General features: G+C 39.7%; 11 protein-coding genes. 3 read left to right on the top strand and 8 right to left on the bottom strand.

Going from position 1 to position 18,038, the window contains the following annotated elements:
• The 8 genes from AB1498_12000 to AB1498_11965 all read right to left on the bottom strand — a co-directional run bounded on the left by AB1498_12000 (position 1) and on the right by AB1498_11965 (position 14,410).
• Positions 1-1,239, bottom strand: a complete 1,239-nt coding sequence (locus AB1498_12000) for a flippase (GenBank protein MEW6089014.1) — start codon at positions 1,237-1,239, stop codon at positions 1-3.
• A 3-nt stretch (positions 1,240-1,242) separates the two neighbouring features.
• The gene (locus tag AB1498_11995; GenBank protein MEW6089013.1) at positions 1,243-3,132 is read right to left on the bottom strand and encodes a pyruvate/oxaloacetate carboxyltransferase; all 1,890 of its coding nucleotides are present in this window, start codon (positions 3,130-3,132) and stop codon (positions 1,243-1,245) included.
• Positions 3,098-3,784, bottom strand: a complete 687-nt coding sequence (locus AB1498_11990; GenBank protein ID MEW6089012.1) for an L-threonylcarbamoyladenylate synthase — start codon at positions 3,782-3,784, stop codon at positions 3,098-3,100. Before AB1498_11990 ends, AB1498_11995 begins: the two co-directional genes overlap by 35 nt.
• A complete protein-coding gene (locus AB1498_11985) occupies positions 3,784-4,734 on the bottom strand; it encodes an acetyl-CoA carboxylase carboxyltransferase subunit alpha (GenBank protein MEW6089011.1) in 951 nt (316 codons plus the stop codon). Before AB1498_11985 ends, AB1498_11990 begins: the two co-directional genes overlap by 1 nt.
• A gap of 59 nt (positions 4,735-4,793) precedes the next feature.
• Entirely contained in the window at positions 4,794-8,258 is a 3,465-nt protein-coding gene (locus AB1498_11980) for a DNA polymerase III subunit alpha (GenBank protein MEW6089010.1), read from the bottom strand.
• An 82-nt stretch (positions 8,259-8,340) separates the two neighbouring features.
• Positions 8,341-8,640: a UPF0175 family protein gene (locus AB1498_11975; protein ID MEW6089009.1), complete on the bottom strand. Its 300-nt coding sequence runs from the start codon at positions 8,638-8,640 to the stop codon at positions 8,341-8,343.
• Positions 8,606-9,142 carry a hypothetical protein gene (locus AB1498_11970; GenBank protein MEW6089008.1) on the bottom strand — a complete coding sequence of 179 codons (537 nt, stop codon included), beginning with the start codon at positions 9,140-9,142 and terminating at the stop codon, positions 8,606-8,608. The genes AB1498_11975 and AB1498_11970 overlap by 35 nt, the downstream gene beginning before the upstream one ends.
• Before the next feature lie 255 nt (positions 9,143-9,397).
• The gene (locus AB1498_11965) at positions 9,398-14,410 is read right to left on the bottom strand and encodes a fibronectin type III domain-containing protein (protein MEW6089007.1); all 5,013 of its coding nucleotides are present in this window, start codon (positions 14,408-14,410) and stop codon (positions 9,398-9,400) included.
• A gap of 208 nt (positions 14,411-14,618) precedes the next feature.
• Here AB1498_11965 and secD point away from each other — a divergent pair, with 208 nt between their 5' ends.
• The 3 genes from secD to AB1498_11950 are packed head-to-tail and all read left to right on the top strand — an operon-like array spanning position 14,619 to position 18,007.
• Positions 14,619-15,965, top strand: a complete 1,347-nt coding sequence (gene secD / locus AB1498_11960) for a protein translocase subunit SecD (GenBank protein ID MEW6089006.1) — start codon at positions 14,619-14,621, stop codon at positions 15,963-15,965.
• A gap of 12 nt (positions 15,966-15,977) precedes the next feature.
• The gene (gene secF, locus AB1498_11955; GenBank protein ID MEW6089005.1) at positions 15,978-16,898 is read left to right on the top strand and encodes a protein translocase subunit SecF; all 921 of its coding nucleotides are present in this window, start codon (positions 15,978-15,980) and stop codon (positions 16,896-16,898) included.
• A gap of 2 nt (positions 16,899-16,900) precedes the next feature.
• On the top strand, positions 16,901-18,007 hold the full coding sequence (locus AB1498_11950) for a DUF362 domain-containing protein (GenBank protein ID MEW6089004.1): 1,107 nt from the start codon (positions 16,901-16,903) through the stop codon (positions 18,005-18,007).
• Positions 18,008-18,038: the final 31 nt, after the last annotated feature.

The following is an 18,038-nucleotide window of genomic DNA, read 5'->3' as shown; positions in this document are numbered from 1 at the left end:
TTAAACAAATATCTTTTTCAAAAAATAGAAATTAATGGCGGCGCCGGTCATTTCTGTAATAAGCGTAACAAATGCCGCGCCGTTATAACTATATGCAGGAATAAAAATCAAATTTAATATAAAATTAAGAAGTGTATTCAAACCTGCCCATTTAATAAACGAATATAAATAATTTGAATTATAGATAATATTTCCTGCCGGTGCATTAATAAATATAATTATTAATGCCAGCATAAGAATTTTTAAAGGAAAACCCGAGTCTGTAAACTCGTTTCCAAGCGCCAGGAGAACGATTTGTTCTCCGAAAATAATCGTAATTATTGCAACAGGCAAAATAATTATTAATAAAATTTTTACAGAATATTGATAGCTTTTTAAAAGATTCTCTGATGAATTTATGGAAAAATATGATACAAAAGGAAACAGCACCCCGGCTAAGCTTGCAGGAATAAACATTAAAACTTCTACTAATTTGTATGGGGCTGAATAAATGCCGACAGCCCGGGCATTCTGGAACATTGAAAGCAGAACTGTATCTATTTTGAAATAAATAACGGATAAAATCGTTAACATGGCAAAAGGGAAAGCACCTTTTATCACTTTTTTAACAAAATCATATTTGATTTTAAATTCAAACCTTACAAATTTTTTTATCACAATTAAAAAAACCACTATAAAAAGGAGCCAGTTCATTAAGACAGTTTGTATTATTATCCCTTTTAATCCAAACCCCAAAATTAAAACAATAATCCCGGATACTGCATTCATAAATGAGCCAAAAACATTAAAAAACGACAATATGTCTGTTCTTTCATATATAAAAAAATATGCATTAAAGGTATTTCGGAAAGAATCAGCAACAAAGCCAAATCCTGCTATCAAAATCAGATTTTTAACCTGGGAAGGGTAATTAGAAATAATCACAAAAAAATAGAGTCCAAGATATGATAAAAAAACCAGAACTATCTTTAAAATCAAATTGTGGGACAGGTATTGAGAAGCTGAATTTTTATCGCGCGAGACTTCACGGATTGTCAGGGATTGAAGGCCGAAATCTGAAATAATGGTAAAGATTGCCAATATGGAAAGGATTAACCCATAAATGCCGAAATTCTCTGCCTTAAGGGTCCGGACGGCAAATATTATAAAAAAAAATGTAAAGGCTTTGCTTATAATAGAAGATAATATTAAAAAAAATGTATCCTTTAAAATGCGAGAAAAATCAAATTTTATCTCCACTTTTTATAATTCTTTCACTAAAAATAATTTCTGCCCTTTTTCGACCGGCTGCGAATTTTTAACCAGTATTTTTTCTATGCGTCCTCTTTTTTCAATCTGGAGCTCATTCATAAGTTTCATGGCCTCGATAATACATATGACATGGCCGGGTTTTACCTCATCCCCCTCTTCAACAAACGGTTCAGCGGTGGGCGATGTAGCACGGTAAAATGTTCCTATCATGGGTGATTCAACATAAAATTTACCCTGTCCGATTTCTTCTTCAACAATGCCGGGGACCATTTTTAAAGGTTCGGTTATAGTGCCGCCGACTAATCCCTCAATTGATTCCAGCATAATACCCATATTGCGTTTAATCCTGAATTTGCTGTCTTTTTCCTCCACGCTTAATTCTGCAATATTGTTAACCTCCATAACTTTTACAATATTTTTTATTTCTTCGACTGTATCTTTCTCTTTTACTTTTTTTTCAACTTCAACGTTAACCGCAGAAAGAGGGTCTTCAGCCGGCGGATATCTTTCAGGATATTTTCTCCAGCGGAAAAAATTCAAAGCGACATTCGGGAAAAGCGCGTAAGAAATATAATCCTCTTCTTTCTGCACGAGATCCGGCTCCAATTCAGCTTTGACCTTTTCCATTATAGGAGAAAGCAAATCAGCCGGACGGACATTTATGGATTTTTCTCCTTTTAAAATTTTTTGTTTGACCTTTTCATCCATAGGCGCGGGTGAACGGCCGTATAAACCCCTGACATAATCTTTGACTTCTTCCGGCACAATTTTATACCTTTCACCGGTTAAAACGTTAAATACTGCCTGGGTGCCGATTACCTGGCTTGTAGGCGTAACTAAAGGAGGATAGCCTAACTCCTGCCTCACCTTCGGGATTTCAACAAGAACTTCTTCGAGTTTATCAAGCGCCTTCTGTTTATCCAGCTGGGCAATTAAATTTGATACCATGCCCCCAGGGACCTGGTGAGTTATGACCGCGATGTCTATCAGCGACTGCTGAGGCCGCATTAATTTTTTCTTCTCTGAAAGGGCTTCAAAGTAGTCGGACACTTCTTTTAATTTAGCCATGTTAAAATTCATTTTTTTATCAGTGTCACGCAGGATGGCTATCATGGTTTCTATAGCAGGCTGGGAAGTATAAAGGGCAAGAGGCGCAGACGCGCAGTCAATAATATCCGCACCTGCCTCAATACCTTTCAGGTAGCTTACAGCGGCCATGCCTGAGGAAGAATGGCAGTGGAGCTGAATTGTAATTTTAAATTCACTTTTTAGTGCGCTTATTAAATCATAGGCAATATATGGGGTCAATATCCCCGCCATATCCTTGATATTTAAGGAATCCACCCCCAAATTTACCTGCCTGCGGGCGCAATCAAGATAATGTTTAATATCATGAAAGGGGCTTACGGTATAACAAATATTACCCTGGGCATGCGCCCCTTCTCTTTTTGTGATTTCAATCGCTTTTTCCAAATTACGGACATCGTTCAACGCATCAAAAATCCTGAAGATACTTATGCCGTTTTCAACTGATTTTTTAATAAAAATGTCCAGCACATCATCAGGGTAATTTTTATACCCGACTATGTTCTGCCCGCGTAAAAGCATCTGGAGAGGAGTTTTTTTAAAATATTTTTTTATTAATTTTAGCCTTTCCCACGGGTCTTCGTTAAGATAGCGCATGCAGACGTCAAATGTGGCGCCCCCCCAAACCTCAACCGAATAATAACCAACTTCATCAATTTTACTCGCGATAGGAAGGATATCATCCGTCCGCATACGTGTCGCCCAGAGAGATTGATGAGCGTCACGCAAGGTGGTATCTGTGACTTTTACCGTTTTTTTATCAGGACTCTTTAAAACTTTTGCCTTTTTCCCCATTTAATTCTCCCCAAATTTCTATTATTTTTTCTTTTGGAACCGCGCCTTCCCGCAAAATTTTCAATTCTTTTTCACTAACATCAACAATAGTTGACACAACACCAAACCTGCAAATACCCTCATCAACCGCTATATCAGTATTTTTTAAAATCTCAGCGTCTATTTGTTTAAAATAAATAGGTGCCTCTTTCCCCGAAATATTAGCACTTGTAACCACAAGCGGGCCGTTAAATTCCTTAAGTATGGCAAGAACAACCGGATGGCCGGGAATACGAACCGCTATCGTTTCGCTTCTTTTAAATCCCCCTCTTTCCCCCTTTGAAAAAGGGGGATTAAGGGGGATTTTTCTAAAAATAAAAGTAACTGCTCCGGGCCAAAATACATTAAGCAACTTTTTTATCTTTGGAACAAACTTAATTTTAAGTTTATTTAAGGAATCAATATCAGGAACAAAAATTATAAACGGTTTATCCTTCGGTCTTTTCTTTAATTTATATATCTTTTCGAGTGCAAAACTGCTGCCTGCGTTTCCTGCCAGACCATATACAGTATCTGTCGGGAAAATTACCAACCCGTCATTTTTTAAAACATCTCTTATTCTTTTTATTCCAGCCGCTGAAATATTTCCGGATTTAAGGCGAATAATCTCCACTATTCTATAAATCTTCCCATTTTTTTAAATTTATCAAAACGATTTTCTAACAAATGTCCAAGGGGAATAGACTGTAACAATTTCAGATTTTTTATTATGGAATTTTTTAAATTCCTGGCAGCCTCTTCTTTTAAACGGTGCGCGCCTCCGATTGGTTCAGGTATTATCTCGTCAATGACACCGAACTTCAATAAATCCGGCGCGGTAAGTTTTAAGGCCTCCGCAGCCTCCTCCACTTTCGCGGAATCTTTCCAGAGTATAGCCGCACAGCCTTCAGGAGAAATAACCGAATAGATAGCATTTTCCATCATTAAAATCTTGTCCCCGACTCCAATGGCTAACGCGCCTCCGCTTGAACCTTCTCCGATAACCGCGCATATAATCGGGACCTGAAGCCGTACCATTATTTCCATATTATTTGCAATGGCCTCACCCTGTCCCCGCTCTTCCGCGCCGATCCCCGGGTAGGCACCCGGTGTGTCAATAAATGTGATTACAGGAAAACCGAATTTTTCAGCCAATTTCATCAATCTTCTTGCTTTCCGGTATCCTTCAGGATGCGGCATGCCGAAATTACGGGCTAAATTGTCCTTTGTGCCTCTTCCCTTTTGATGGCCGATAACCATTATGGACTGATTATCAAATTTTGCTATACCGCCAACAATTGCCTGGTCATCGGAAAACAACCTGTCACCGCGAAGCTCAATAAAATCATCAATGATTAATTTAATATAATCAAGTGTGTAAGGACGCTGCGGGTGCCTGGCCAACTGAACCCTTTGCCACGGGGTCAGTGATGCGTAAACTTTTTCCTTTACCCGTGCAAGTTTTTCCTCTAATTCCCTGGCTTCTGTTAAATTTTTAGCCGCGTTTTCCGTCTTTTTTAACTCAAATATCTTCTTCTCCAAAATATATACTTCATTTTCAAATTCCAAAGGTATACTGCTCATAATCTCCTCATTAAAACATTTATTTTAGGGAAAATTATATCATATTTTTAACAGAAACATCAACCATTTTTCAAAAATATTTTCCGGCTGCTGAACCAAATACTGCCGTCACCAAGGATTTTTTCAATTTCGTCTATCAATTCACTTGAGGGCGCGGCAAGATAATCAGAATTTAATTTTTGGACAATTTCGTCTTTTGAAGGTTTTAAAAAATGCAAATAAACGGAACATCGGCCTTTATGGCTGTTTAGTATTTTTTTAGTTTCTTCCAATAAACTGTTTTCTAATCCTAACGTATTTATCCTGATATGGATTATATCGGTCATTTTCTCCTTTACTTGAGAAAGCGGGATTATCTCTTCTGCGATTATTTTAACTCTTTCATTCTGTTCCCCTGAAAAATCCAATCTTCCCATCACAAATATCAAAACATCCTCGTTGAGGAATTCTCCCGCATTCTTGAATACAGACGGGAAAACAATAACTTCCACCACACTATGCCTGTCTTCCAGGCCGGCAAAACCCATCTTATCGCCTTTTTTTGTAATTGTCTTCTTTATAGAACTGATAATTCCCGCGATACGCACCTCATCATCCTGCGACATATTTATCAAATCCGTCGTATTGCAATTTGTCCATTGTTTTACTTCTTCTTTATAATGGTCTAACGGGTGCCCTGAAATATATAAACCAAGCATCTCCTTCTCCATGTTTAAAAGCTGGCTTTCCGGCCATTCCTCAATATCAGGTATTTTGATTTCCCGGCCACCATTTTCCTCGGCCCCAAACAAAGAAAACTGGCCTGATTGTTTATCCTTTTGAATCCCCGAGGCGACTTCCATTGTTTCATCCAGGGTCGCAAGGAGCCTGGAGCGGTAAATTCCCAACGAATCAAACGCCCCGCATTTAATTAAACTTTCGATTACACGCCGGTTTACAGCCCTTAAATCCACGGTCTTGCAAAATTCCAAAAGTGTTTTGTATTTTTTAAGCTGTTTTCTCCCTGAAATTATAGATTCAATTGCAGCCTCGCCGACGTTTTTTACCGCGTTAAGCCCAAAACGTATCACCCTTTCTTTAACCACGGTAAATTTTGCAAAACTTTCATTAATATCGGGTGGCAGTACATCAATGTTCATCCTGCGGCATTCCTCAACATATAAAACAATTTTTTTATTATCACCCATTTCAGACGTCAGAAGCGCGGCCATAAACTCTGTCGGAAAATGTGTTTTAAGATAAGCTGTCTGGTATGCCACCATCGCGTAAGCGGCACTATGAGACTTGTTAAAACCGTAACCCGCGAATTTCGCCATCAGGTCAAATATCTCATTGGAAATTTTGGGATCGATCCCGTTTTTTTTCGCGCCTTCAACAAAAGTCTTTCTCTGGCGATCCATGACCTCCGGGATCTTTTTCCCCATTGCCTTTCGTAAAATGTCAGCCTGCCCCATTGTAAAATTACCCACGGCCTCAGCTATCTTCATAACCTGTTCCTGGTAAAGTATTATTCCATAGGTAGTTTGCAGGATATCTTCAAGTTTTGGATGAAGATATTTTATCTTCATCAAACCATGCTTGCATTTAATAAAATCATCGACCATGTTGCTTCCCAGGGGACCGGGGCGGTATAAAGCGATAAGGGCGATTATATCCTCAAAAGTCCCCGGTTTTAATTTCCTGAGTAAATCCCTCATTCCCCTGCTTTCAAGCTGAAATATTCCGATTGAATTCCCATTGATTAAAACCTTATAAGTTGCCGGGTCATCCATCACAAGTTCGTCGGGATTCACATTGATATTTTTGGTCCTTTTTATTATCTGAATTGTATCAAAAATAACCGTCAAAGTGCGCAATCCCAGGAAATCAATCTTTAAAAGTCCTATCCTGTCAATCGAATTCATGTCATATTGTGTAATCACTTCATTGTTCGCGCCGCGGAAAAGAGGGACGTAATTCGTAAGATTATCTTTAGAAATAACAACACCTGCCGCGTGCATCGAAGCGTGGCGTGTGAGACCTTCAAGCCTTTTTGCAATATCGAACAACTCCTTAACATCCTCCCTTGTATTAATAAGCCTTGAAAGCTCCTCTTCCGAATTAAGCGCCTTATCGAGCGTTATGTCAGGTTCAAAAGGTATTAATTTCGCAATCCTGTCAACCTCCGCGTAAGACATATCCAAAACCCTTCCCACGTCGCGAATAACACCCCGCGCGGCCATGGTCCCGAATGTGATAATCTGGGCCACATTCGACACGCCGTATTTTTTTGTTACATAATCAATTACTTCAGCCCTTCTTTCATAACAAAAATCAATGTCTATATCAGGAAGGCTCACCCTTTCCGGGTTCAAGAACCTTTCAAATATCAACCCGTATTTTATCGGGTCAAGATTGGTTATTCCCAGCGCATAAGACACAATACTCCCTGAAGCAGACCCCCTGCCGGGCCCTACAGGGATATCATGTTCTTTTGCATATCGTATAAAATCCCAGACAATCAAAAAATAACTCGGGTAACCCATTTTATTGATAACTTTCAACTCATAATTCAACCTGTTTTCAATCTCAGGAGTAATTTCACCATAGCGTTTTTTCAAACCTTCCCTGCAAAGCCGTTCAAGATAATTAAGAGGAGTATCATTGCGCGGGACTTCAAAGTGAGGCAGATAAATTTGATCAAAAAATAATTCAAGGTTGCACCGTTCAGCAATATCAATAGTATTATAAATTGCCTCAGGAATATCTTTAAAAAGTCCATTCATTTCATCTGGAGAGCGGAAATAAAATTCTTCAGAAGAAAACCGCATTCTCTTAGGGTCACTGCGGGTGGTACCTGTCTGGATGCAAAGGAGCATGTCATGTGCCTTCGCATCTTCTTTTTGAAGATAATGGCAGTCACTCGTGGCAACCAGGGGAATTTCAAGTTCTTTACTTAACATAATCAAACTTTCAGAAACAGCCGACTGTTCTTTTAAACCGTTATTTTGAATTTCCAGGAAAAAATCCCCTGGCGGAAAAATGTCCTTATAAAAATTCGCGGTTTTTTTTGCGTCATCCAATCTCCCTGAAAGAATCAAGTTTGCGATTTCTCCTTTCAGGCAGCTGCTCAAGCAAATAAGGCCGCGGCTAAACTCCCTTAAAATCTCCTTATCGATTCTCGGCCGGTAATAAAACCCCTCAAGATACCCTTTGCTTACAAGTTCCATTAAATTTTTGTAGCCTGTCTTGTCCTTTGCGAGGAGAACAAGGTGGTATGATGCGTCAGAAATTCCCCTGGATTCTTTTTCAAAGCGGCTGTTGGGCGCAATATATACCTCGCACCCGATGACCGGTTTTATACCCTCCTTCATTGCCTTTTCATAAAATTCTATCGCACCAAACATATTACCGTGGTCGGTTATGGCAAGGGCGGGCATATGATATTTTTTGGCAAGTTTTATCAGATCGTCAATGCGGCACGCGCCGTCCAGGAGGCTGTATTCTGTATGAACATGAAGATGAACAAAATGCGAATGAACCATAATTTATAAAGTATATAATTATACTGATATAAAGTCAAGGGGAAGGAAATGTCCGGATTAAATAAAGAATAAATTTCGCTACTTACCAGATTTTTCGTATTGAATTTAAGCTCCCAAGATAATCTTCAAAATCCAGGTTCGTATCCACACAATATTCCTTTAAAATATCCATCATTTTTGATATGGAAACACCCGCGATTTTCGCGGATTTCTCGAGAGAAGCTTCCGACTTTTTGTATTTTTCTATCGCGAGCATCACCCGGCCGGTATCGACAAGTTCCCTTACGGCCTTTGAAACATCCTCCTTCTCTTCTTTCGCAAGCCGGGAAAGGAACTTGTAATCATCGTCACTCATTCTTATGCTTAGTGTTTTGGTTGCCATCTTCTTCTCTCCTTTTTATTCTTTTTACCGCATCTTCGATTATCGGAACGCTGTATCTTCCGAACATTTTAAGTTTCTGCAGTTTGATCAGCATTCTTTCTTCATCAATTAATTTCTTTTCAAACGCTCTAAGCAAAATTGAAATAGCGGTTAAAAAATCTATCTTCAGCACTTTGCACGCTTTTATCGCGTTTCTGTCGTCTGTCGCGACAACTTTTGCATTCTCCTGAAGGGCAAGCACCAATACCTCCGCTTCACCTTCTCCTATATTGAAATCTTTCATCAATTTCTGTATTTGTTTTTCATCCCCCGCTTTTTGAATGCCTATTTTCTTGTTTTTAATTAAACCCGATACTAAGGAATAGTCTTGTTTATCTTCCCTGGATATTTCAAACTTGACTTTTTCAGGTATTAATATTTTACCCTTGAAATTTTCAACAAACAGCTCTAATATTTCTATTTTTGACAAAAGAATTATTGTTGAGGAATCAAAAATTATCATGTATTAATTGTAATATGGTTGTATGATATTTGTCAACATAATTTATTTATTTTTCAACGACACATTCTTTTCCCTAAAATAAACTACCCCGCCTCATCAAGCTGGCAGGGTAGTTTACAGAATAAAAGATTAAAAAAATTCTTAGCAAGGATGGATGTAAGAAGTTTTGATTATAGCCGGTTTCATGTATTTAATTTTCATTAAAATTCACCCCCTTTAGAGCGTCCCCTGATTAAACCGGGGCCATTTAATTTTCTATTTTGAAGTTGTCACTGAAATCTGGCTGCTCTGTGCTGATTCATTGCCAGCAGCATCATATGCCGATACTTTGTAATAATAAGTAGTACTGCTGCTTAACCCTGTGTCATTATATGAAAGAACCTGTGAAGTCCCAACTTTTGACCATGTGCCGTATGACCCTTTTTTTCTGTAAATATTATAACCTGTTACACCCACGTTATCTGTAGAGGCATTCCACGCGAGACTAATATAATTCCGGCCTTTGCTCGTATATCTTAAATTAGCAGGTACGCTTGGCGACTGAGTATCCGGTATAGTATCTACTACATTAATTACGGCATTATTGCAGGTGCCGTAGTATACATTGTCGTTTTCATCTTTATATTCTATATTGCTTTTTGTTATCTCGTAATTTCCTGTATAATCGCTCTTGCAGTCAAATGTCGCCATCATCACAATCCTCGGGTTAATATTCTCCCATCTCAGAGTAATTGTCCTGTTGTTAGCATCTATGGAAGCTATTCTTGCCGGCGGCGTACAGTTCAAATTCGAAATATCCAGAACTGAATAATTGTAAGAAAACTCCGCAGTGAAATATTTCAATGTGTAAGTCTTGTTATTTTTCGCCATGAAAGTCAATGTCTTGCTTTCTCCGGTCAAAACAGTTGATGAACTCGGCACAATTTGAGCGGTATCAACTGTTGCTGTTGTAACAGGGTCCGTCGGTTCAATCCATGGAGTTTTGTTATTCCATCCCGCGCCGTCATTTGTATCATGACAATTAGTCGCCAAATCGTTCAGCTCATAAGGATAATCGGTATGGTTTCCTTTTGTGTCAATACAATTTGTTATCATCAGTCTTGGTAATCTCGACGCGTGAGGTGAATGACATTTCGAACAGACAAACTGGTGATAATCGGTCTGGATATACCCTGATTTTTGCTGATAATTGGAGCGCGGGTCAACATCCCAGCGGTATCCGCGGGCATAATTACCGTCTCCATCGCTATACTGCCCCATATTATGGACACCAGCGCCGGGTTTAGCTTTTTCTTGACCTCTCGCCATGTTGCTTGTAAATATGTCTTTGCTTGCGCCTCCCCAGCCTTTGACAACACCGTGCCCGCCCCAGATTGTCTTTAACGCCGTTTTATTATGGCATTTTAAACACAGACCCGCAAATTTGGTTTCATCTTCGGTTATCCTGTTGGATGTGATTATTTTCCCGTTGTCCCATGCCCTGGCACCAATCCATGTGCTTGTATATTTATTAATTGCTCCAAATGTATTTGCGTCAATAAAATACCCTTCATGCCCCTGCCCGCCGGTCTTATTGGGATACCCCCCGCCGGGATTGGGCGGGTTGTTAAAATCCAGATCGGGATTCGCGCGCGGTTTTTTACCGCCCTGAGGCGCTCCGCTTGGTACCGGTTCTCCTCCGCCTGAAAAATAAGGATCATTCATCTGGCTCTCGAAACTTGCCATCGGCGCCCTGTCTTCTTTATACGGGGATATCAGCCACGTCCCTTTCAAAATAGGAACCATATACTGCGCGTTTGTAAGGCTCGAATTAACACCGTGGGGATCATGGCAGTCCGTGCAATTGATGGGATTTCTCTGCCATATCCCTGTTGAGTCATGTGTTTTGCTCGGATAAAAATGACTGCTCACAAACCTTCCGTTTTTGTAAGTAAATGTTCCCATCCAGTCACCTTTAAAACCTGTCCCGTCATTTTTACCCCACCTGTCATCGCCGGTATAATCTCTCACTATATTATTATCCGCATCATTTAAATAATCTGATGCCTTATAAGGAGCATTCACGTCATCATTCAAATGACAGTCCCAGCAGAAATCTTCAATACTTGATGGTAAATAATTATCTGTTGTCTTAATTAAAGCCGGCAAACTTGAGCCATGTGAGTTATGGCATCCAAAACACGGCACAGCTTTATCTGAAGTATTTCCATTAGGCTGGTTTGCCGCAGGGTTCCCATGCGGCGAATACGCCTTCTTTTCATTCGGGACAGTGTTATATTTCCATCCTGTTGACGAATGACCCGGAGGTGTTTGTGTCGGCGGATATTTATTGGAATCCGCTGTTCCTGTATTTGAATATTTAGTCTCAATATCCGTGCTGTCCCAGTTTCTGCCTGATGATATTGGTTTCTTCCCGTCTGTAAAAGGAACTGAATTTTTGCTGTCCGCGTCATGACATCCCAGGCAGAAAGGATTTAAAGAATCTGCATCGTTGGGATCAAAGGCGATTGTTCCTTCACCATCTATGTTTTTCAGATACACAATCCCGCTTCCATGATTGTCTGTATTATGGCAGGACATACAGTCTTCCGGGCTGACCACGCCCGCGACATGATGAGAATTCAATCCAAACTCGGGTGTTACCGGCCTTCTCGCGTTTCTCTGTTCTTCATGGCATGTAACGCATGTATGGCTTACCTGGCCGTGGCAATCCGTGCACCCCGCCCTGTTTTCAGGTATCGGGTTCGCGTGGTATTTTGCAATTGCCTGTTTCGCTTCTGTCCATGCCGTATCACTATGGCACCCCAGACATCCATCTGCAATATTTTTATGCAATTCCGGCAAAGTTAGGGCAGTATTATGGCACGTGTTACACGGTGTACTTGTTGCGGGGTTCGGTATATGCAGTGTTACGTGAGTACTATTTGAAAGTGACGCGGAATTACCTTTTACACCTGTAACCGTTGAATGGCAATCCTGGCATCCTGCTTTAGCATCATATGTTTTTGCAGTATCCGGCAATGACATGTAAAACGCTATATATGTCTGCGCCGCGGCACCTGAATTCGGACCTGTTCCCAGATGGCACGCGTCACAATTCCAATTGTTATTCTTATGTTCAATTGCCAGATTTGTCCCTGTATGACATAAGTTACATATTGTGTTCTCTGTTTGTCTTGGATTTGGATCATGTAAAGCATAATGACTTGCATTATCAAGTGATACGGGGTTTCCTTTTGTCCCTGTTACTGTCGGGTGACAATCCTGGCATCCCGCCTTGTCCGCGTAAGTTTTTCCCGATAAAGCATACGCATTTATTACTGAAACTGCCGTAGTTCCGTATTTCGGACCTGTTCCGTTATGGCATGCCAGACAATCCCAGCTTACCGCCGTATGAACAGCCGACAGATTAGCCTGGCTGTGGCATAAATTACATACTGCGTTTTCTGTCTGTCTCGGGTTCGGGTCATGCAATGTTATATGATTACTGTTCTGCAGGGAAATAGGCTCACCCTTTGTCCCTGTTACATTGGGGTGACAGTCCTGGCATCCCGCCTTGTCCGCGTAAGTTGGATTAGATATCGTTTTGTATACGTTTATTACAGTCAGAGCTGTTTGTCCGTAATTTGGCCCCATCCCCACATGGCATGAAACACAGCTCCAGTTATATGCGCTATGAATATCAATCAAATTAGTCTGGTTATGACATAAATTACATACAGCATTCTCTGTCTGCCTCGGATTGGGGTCATGATATGAAGGAGAATGTTTTGAAACATCCGTATGGCAATTAAAACATGAAGGGTTTGTTTCCGGCACAATAGTCGATAATCCTCCGGAAATATATATATAGCCGTTATTATTATTTACCCTTACTTTTTGTGTGTTTTTTACCAACTGGATTGTGTTAATTATATCATAGCTGTCATTTATGCTGTTCAAGACATAAAGAGTTTCACTGTTGTCGCTATTTTTAACCGCCGCATAGAGCCGCCCTGCTTCCGGATAAATCGCAACACTTGTAATAACACTATTATTTATATTTATGTTTTGCATTATCCCAAGGCTATTGCTGTCAATTACAACTATTTTATCATCAGACGCACTATATATTCGATTGGCTGGCGCGTTTAAAACTATGTCGTTGCTGATCCCCGTATTTGCAATATTGCCTGTAACAGATTTTGTCCCGCCGTCAATGACCAGAATATTATAAACTTTTACCTGTGGGTCCGGGTTCGTTTCCATTACGCCCAAATAAATCTTATTGGAAACACTGTCAACATACATGCCTTGCGGTTTTATGCCGGTGACAAAAATATTGGAAACCTGGTTACCCATGTCCGGATTTATTACCGAAATATAACCGCCTCCATAATTTGCCACATACACCTCGTTAGTCGCTGAATTAACTTCTATATCTCTCGGGTAAAGCCCCACATTAATTGCCGCAATTACAAGATTTGAGCTACCATCTATTATTGAAACTGTGTTATCCGATGTGTTAGTCACATATATAATATTTGTATTTACATTTACCGCAATATCATAAGGGTTATTACCCACACTAATTGTTCCTATCGCCTGGTTAAAACTTATGCTGCTCGTGTCGGAATCTATTACTGTAACAGTATTACTGTTATAGTTCGTTATATAAACCCGGTTTGTATTATTATTTACCGCTATGCCTTTAGGGCTGTCTCCGGCATCGATTGATATACTTCCATAAGTCTGGCTGTCTATCGCGAGAACCCTGCTTGTATTCGCAACAGAATTAGCAATAGTGTTATGACATAATGAATTCGCGCAATTGAAATCCTTATTGTAAACGCTTGTCCCGTTGGCAACAGTCAAGTTTCTCGGCAGATAAGACGGGTCTGTGCTAAAATGGGCATTGTGGTTAACAGTTGTATGACATGTATTGCAATCTGTCTGTATATGGCAGTTTTGACAGCTTGGGTCTGCGGACGGATTATTTATTCCCGCGTGTTCAGAATGAAGGACATTGCCGTTTGAGTCCGGGGGGCTGCTTTTATAATTTCCGTAAGGAGTTGATACCGTGCCGCTGTCACAGGTACCTGCTATAAGATTTGCGTGGCATATATTACAATTATTTAAATCTACGGGAGCGACTGAAAACTGCCCTCCCGGAACATTGTGACACGAAGAACAGGCTGGTATATTCTGGGCATAACTTAAATTCTTAAATTGAAAAATTATTGCTAAAGCTAATATTATTAATAATATCTTAGTAGAAAAATTTTTCATGTTTCCCCCTACCTGATTTAAATTATTTTTTAAATTTTATTTAATATTTTAAGAAATCCCTCTTTAAGATTTGTTACTTGCGAAGATTATTATTATACTAAAGTATGTTTATTCCGTCAAGAAAAAAATAAAATTTACAAATAATAATCAAAAACTTATTGACATAACTAAATATTTTTCGTAGAATATATAACTAATTTTTATAATCATGAAAAAATTAAAATTATATATAGCAATATTAATAATCGCTTCGGCATTATTATATGCCATGCCTACGGCAAACATAACCTTTCCTGAAATTATAGGAAAATATCTGCCTAAAAAAAGCATAAACCTCGGCCTTGACCTCCAGGGAGGGATTCATCTCATCCTTGAGGTTGACACATCAAAACTTCCTGAAGGATCAAATGCCGATGACGCGGTTGAGGTTGCCAAGGAAATTATCCGGAACCGCATAGACCAGTTCGGGGTTGCCGAACCAATCATACAGCGGCAGGGAACAAATCAAATTATAGTGGAACTGCCCGGCATAAAAGACCCGAACAGGGCCAAAGAATTAATCGGTAAAACCGCCATGCTCGAATTCAAGCTTGTAGATGAACAGACAGATTTACAGAGCGCTGTTAAAAATAACCAGATACCGGAATATGATGATCTTTTAACAATAGAACATAAAGATGAAAGAGGAAATGTCAGCCATGAAAAGATCCTGATAAACAAAAAGGCGTCAATTACCGGGAAATATCTGAAAGATGTACAAATAAAATTTGGAGAATTTAATGAGCCGAGAGTAACAATAAGTTTTAATGACGAAGGCACCAGGATGTTCGCGGATATAACAGGCGATAATGTAGGGCGGCGACTTGCCATCGTCCTTGACGGAGTGGTAAAATCAGCTCCTGTTATCAGGGAACTTATACCAGGCGGCAGCGCCGAAATAAGCGGTAATTTTACCATGGAAGAAGCTGCGGATCTATCCATTGTCCTTCGCGCAGGCGCTTTACCCTGCCCTGTTATAATAGGCCAGGAGCAGACTATCGGGCCGAGCCTCGGCAGTGATTCAATTAAAAGCGGCATACTATGCGGCATTGTTTCCCTATTGACTATCTGGATATTCATGCTTTTTTATTATAAGTTTTCAGGGGTGATTGCCAATTTTGCTTTATTAATCAATATGATAATAACAATTGCCATAATGTCGCTTTTTAACGCAACATTAACTTTGCCGGGTATTGCAGGTTTAATCCTGACCTTTGGAATGGCGGTTGACGCTAATATCCTGGTGTTTGAACGTATTCGCGAAGAAATAGCACAGGGAAAAAGCGTCCGGTCTTCAATTGAAAATGGCTATAAAAAAGCGTTTATTACTATTTTTGATGCTAATCTTACGACAATTATTTCCGCTGTATTTTTATTCTGGTTTGGGACCGGAAGCGTAAAAGGTTTTGCCGTGACTTTAACAATCGGCCTTTTATCAAGCATGTTTACGGCCGTTGTGCTTTCTAAAATTTTGCAGGAGTCCAATGCGAGCAGGACCCAGAAAATAAGCATTTAAGTTGGAGTGTCCATGAATTTATTCCGTAATATAAATTTTGATTTTGTCAAATACAGGTATACAGCAATAACAATTTCACTTGTTATTATAACAGCGGGAATAATTTCCATGATTATAAAAGGCGGGCTGAATTTGGGCGTGGATTTCAGGGGAGGCGTCCTTATGGAGATTGCTTTTGAAAATAATCCTGATGTCGCAGAAGTCCGGTCGGTCCTTAAAACAATCAACCTTGAAGAAAGCACCATACAACAGGTTTTGAACAGGAACAGCATAATCATTCGTATAAATAAGGAAAAAGTGGCGGAAAACGCGGAAGGCACAGTATATGAAAAAGTAAATAAACAAATAACAGAGGCTTTTGAAAATAAATTCGGCAAAAATAAAATCCGCTTTGAGCGTGTCGAATATGTCGGCCCTTTAGTAGGCAAGGACTTAAAATCCAAGGCTGTTTTGGCAACGATCTTTTCATGGCTTGGAATAATAATTTATTTAAGTTTCCGTTTTGAATTCAAATACGGCCTTGCGGCTGTTCTGGCCCTGATACATGACGTCTTAATCACTCTCTCCTTTTTTTCATTTTTGAATAAAGAATTTAATTTAACCGTTTTGGCCGCGATATTGACGTTAATCGGTTTTTCAGTAAATGATACTATCGTAATATTTGACCGTATAAGGGAAGATATACGTTTATATCCAAAGGATAATTATCCTTCCCTGGTTAACAGAAGTATAAATGAGACCCTTTCCAGGACGATATTAACTACTTTGACCGCAATTTTCAGTGTTGTTGTTTTATTTCTTTTTGGGGGGCCTGTGATACATGATTTTGCTTTTGCGCTTGTTATTGGATTCATTTCAGGCACATATTCAACAGTTTATATAGCCGCGCCGATTCTAATAGATTGGGAAAAGATTTTCCCAAGAAAAAAATAATAATGAATTCCCCCGTATATTTTGCCTCTTTAAAATTAAAAGCAGAGGATAATCTATTTAAAAAAATAGAACGGCTGTATAAATCCTGCCGGGTGTCAAACTGTGTTTCGCCAAAAGATTTCGCCGCTGTAAAAATCCATTTCGGGGAAAAAGGAAATTCGTCTTTTATAAGGTCGATATTTGTGAGAAAAATCGCCGAATTACTAAAAAAAGATGATTCATACCCTTTTTTAACCGACTCAAATATCTTATATCTGGCATCCCGGTCCGACGCGGTAAACCATCTGGAAACCTCGATTGCCAACGGTTTCACATACTCAACCGTGGGTGTCCCTTCAATAATCGCGGACGGCCTTAAAGGCGCCTCCTATGAAGAAGTGACAATAAACCAAAAACATTTTAAGAAAGCCCTGATCGGAAAGGAAATCGCACAGGCTGACTGTATTATTGCGTTAAGCCATTTCAAGGCGCACGAGCTCTCAGGTTTCGGCGGGGCTTTAAAAAATATCGGAATGGGCTCCGGCAGCAAGGGCGGGAAACTTGCCATGCATTCCGATGTCCGGCCAAAAGTTAAAAAAGATAAATGCACTTTGTGTAAAAGATGTGTTTCATGGTGCCCGGGAAATGCGATTACTTTAACTCAAACCAACGCGCAAATTGACCAGTCGAAATGTATAGGATGCGGAGAATGCCTCGCAATATGCCAAAGCAAAGCCATACAGATAAACTGGAACCCGGATACTTCCGTATTCCAGGAAAAAATAGTTGAATACGCGTACGCGGTACTTTATAATAAAAAGCATAAATCGGCTTTTTTTAATTTTATACTGGATGTTTCTCCGCAATGCGACTGCTACCCGTTTTCAGACAGCCCTATTGTTCCAAATATAGGAATACTCGCCTCTCTTGACCCTGTCGCGATTGACCAGGCAAGCGTTGATTTAGTGAACAAAACCCAGGGATTGGCAAATACACGGCTTACAAACAACATATTGCCCGGCGAGGACAAATTCAAAGGTATTTACCCTCATATTGACTGGAATATTCAGCTTGATTACGCGGAAAAACTGGGATTGGGTTTTCGTAAATACAATTTAATCGAAGTGTAGCTGTTACATTTTTAGTCCATTTTGTCTTTGC

The organism is bacterium (genome assembly GCA_040754625.1).
GTDB lineage: Bacteria > JACRDZ01 > JAQUKH01 > JAQUKH01 > JAQUKH01 > JAQUKH01.
This window is presented reverse-complemented; position numbering and strand designations above follow the sequence as displayed.

Coding starts and splice junctions, on each gene's coding strand:
- AB1498_11995 (MEW6089013.1), bottom strand. CDS start 3,132: ATGGGGAAAAAGGCAAAAGTTTTAAAGAGTCCTGATAAAAAAACGGTA.
- AB1498_11950 (MEW6089004.1), top strand. CDS start 16,901: ATGAATTCCCCCGTATATTTTGCCTCTTTAAAATTAAAAGCAGAGGAT.
- AB1498_11970 (MEW6089008.1), bottom strand. CDS start 9,142: ATGATAATTTTTGATTCCTCAACAATAATTCTTTTGTCAAAAATAGAA.
- secF (MEW6089005.1), top strand. CDS start 15,978: ATGAATTTATTCCGTAATATAAATTTTGATTTTGTCAAATACAGGTAT.
- AB1498_11965 (MEW6089007.1), bottom strand. CDS start 14,410: ATGAAAAATTTTTCTACTAAGATATTATTAATAATATTAGCTTTAGCA.
- AB1498_11980 (MEW6089010.1), bottom strand. CDS start 8,258: ATGGTTCATTCGCATTTTGTTCATCTTCATGTTCATACAGAATACAGC.
- AB1498_11975 (MEW6089009.1), bottom strand. CDS start 8,640: ATGGCAACCAAAACACTAAGCATAAGAATGAGTGACGATGATTACAAG.
- AB1498_11985 (MEW6089011.1), bottom strand. CDS start 4,734: ATGAGCAGTATACCTTTGGAATTTGAAAATGAAGTATATATTTTGGAG.
- secD (MEW6089006.1), top strand. CDS start 14,619: ATGAAAAAATTAAAATTATATATAGCAATATTAATAATCGCTTCGGCA.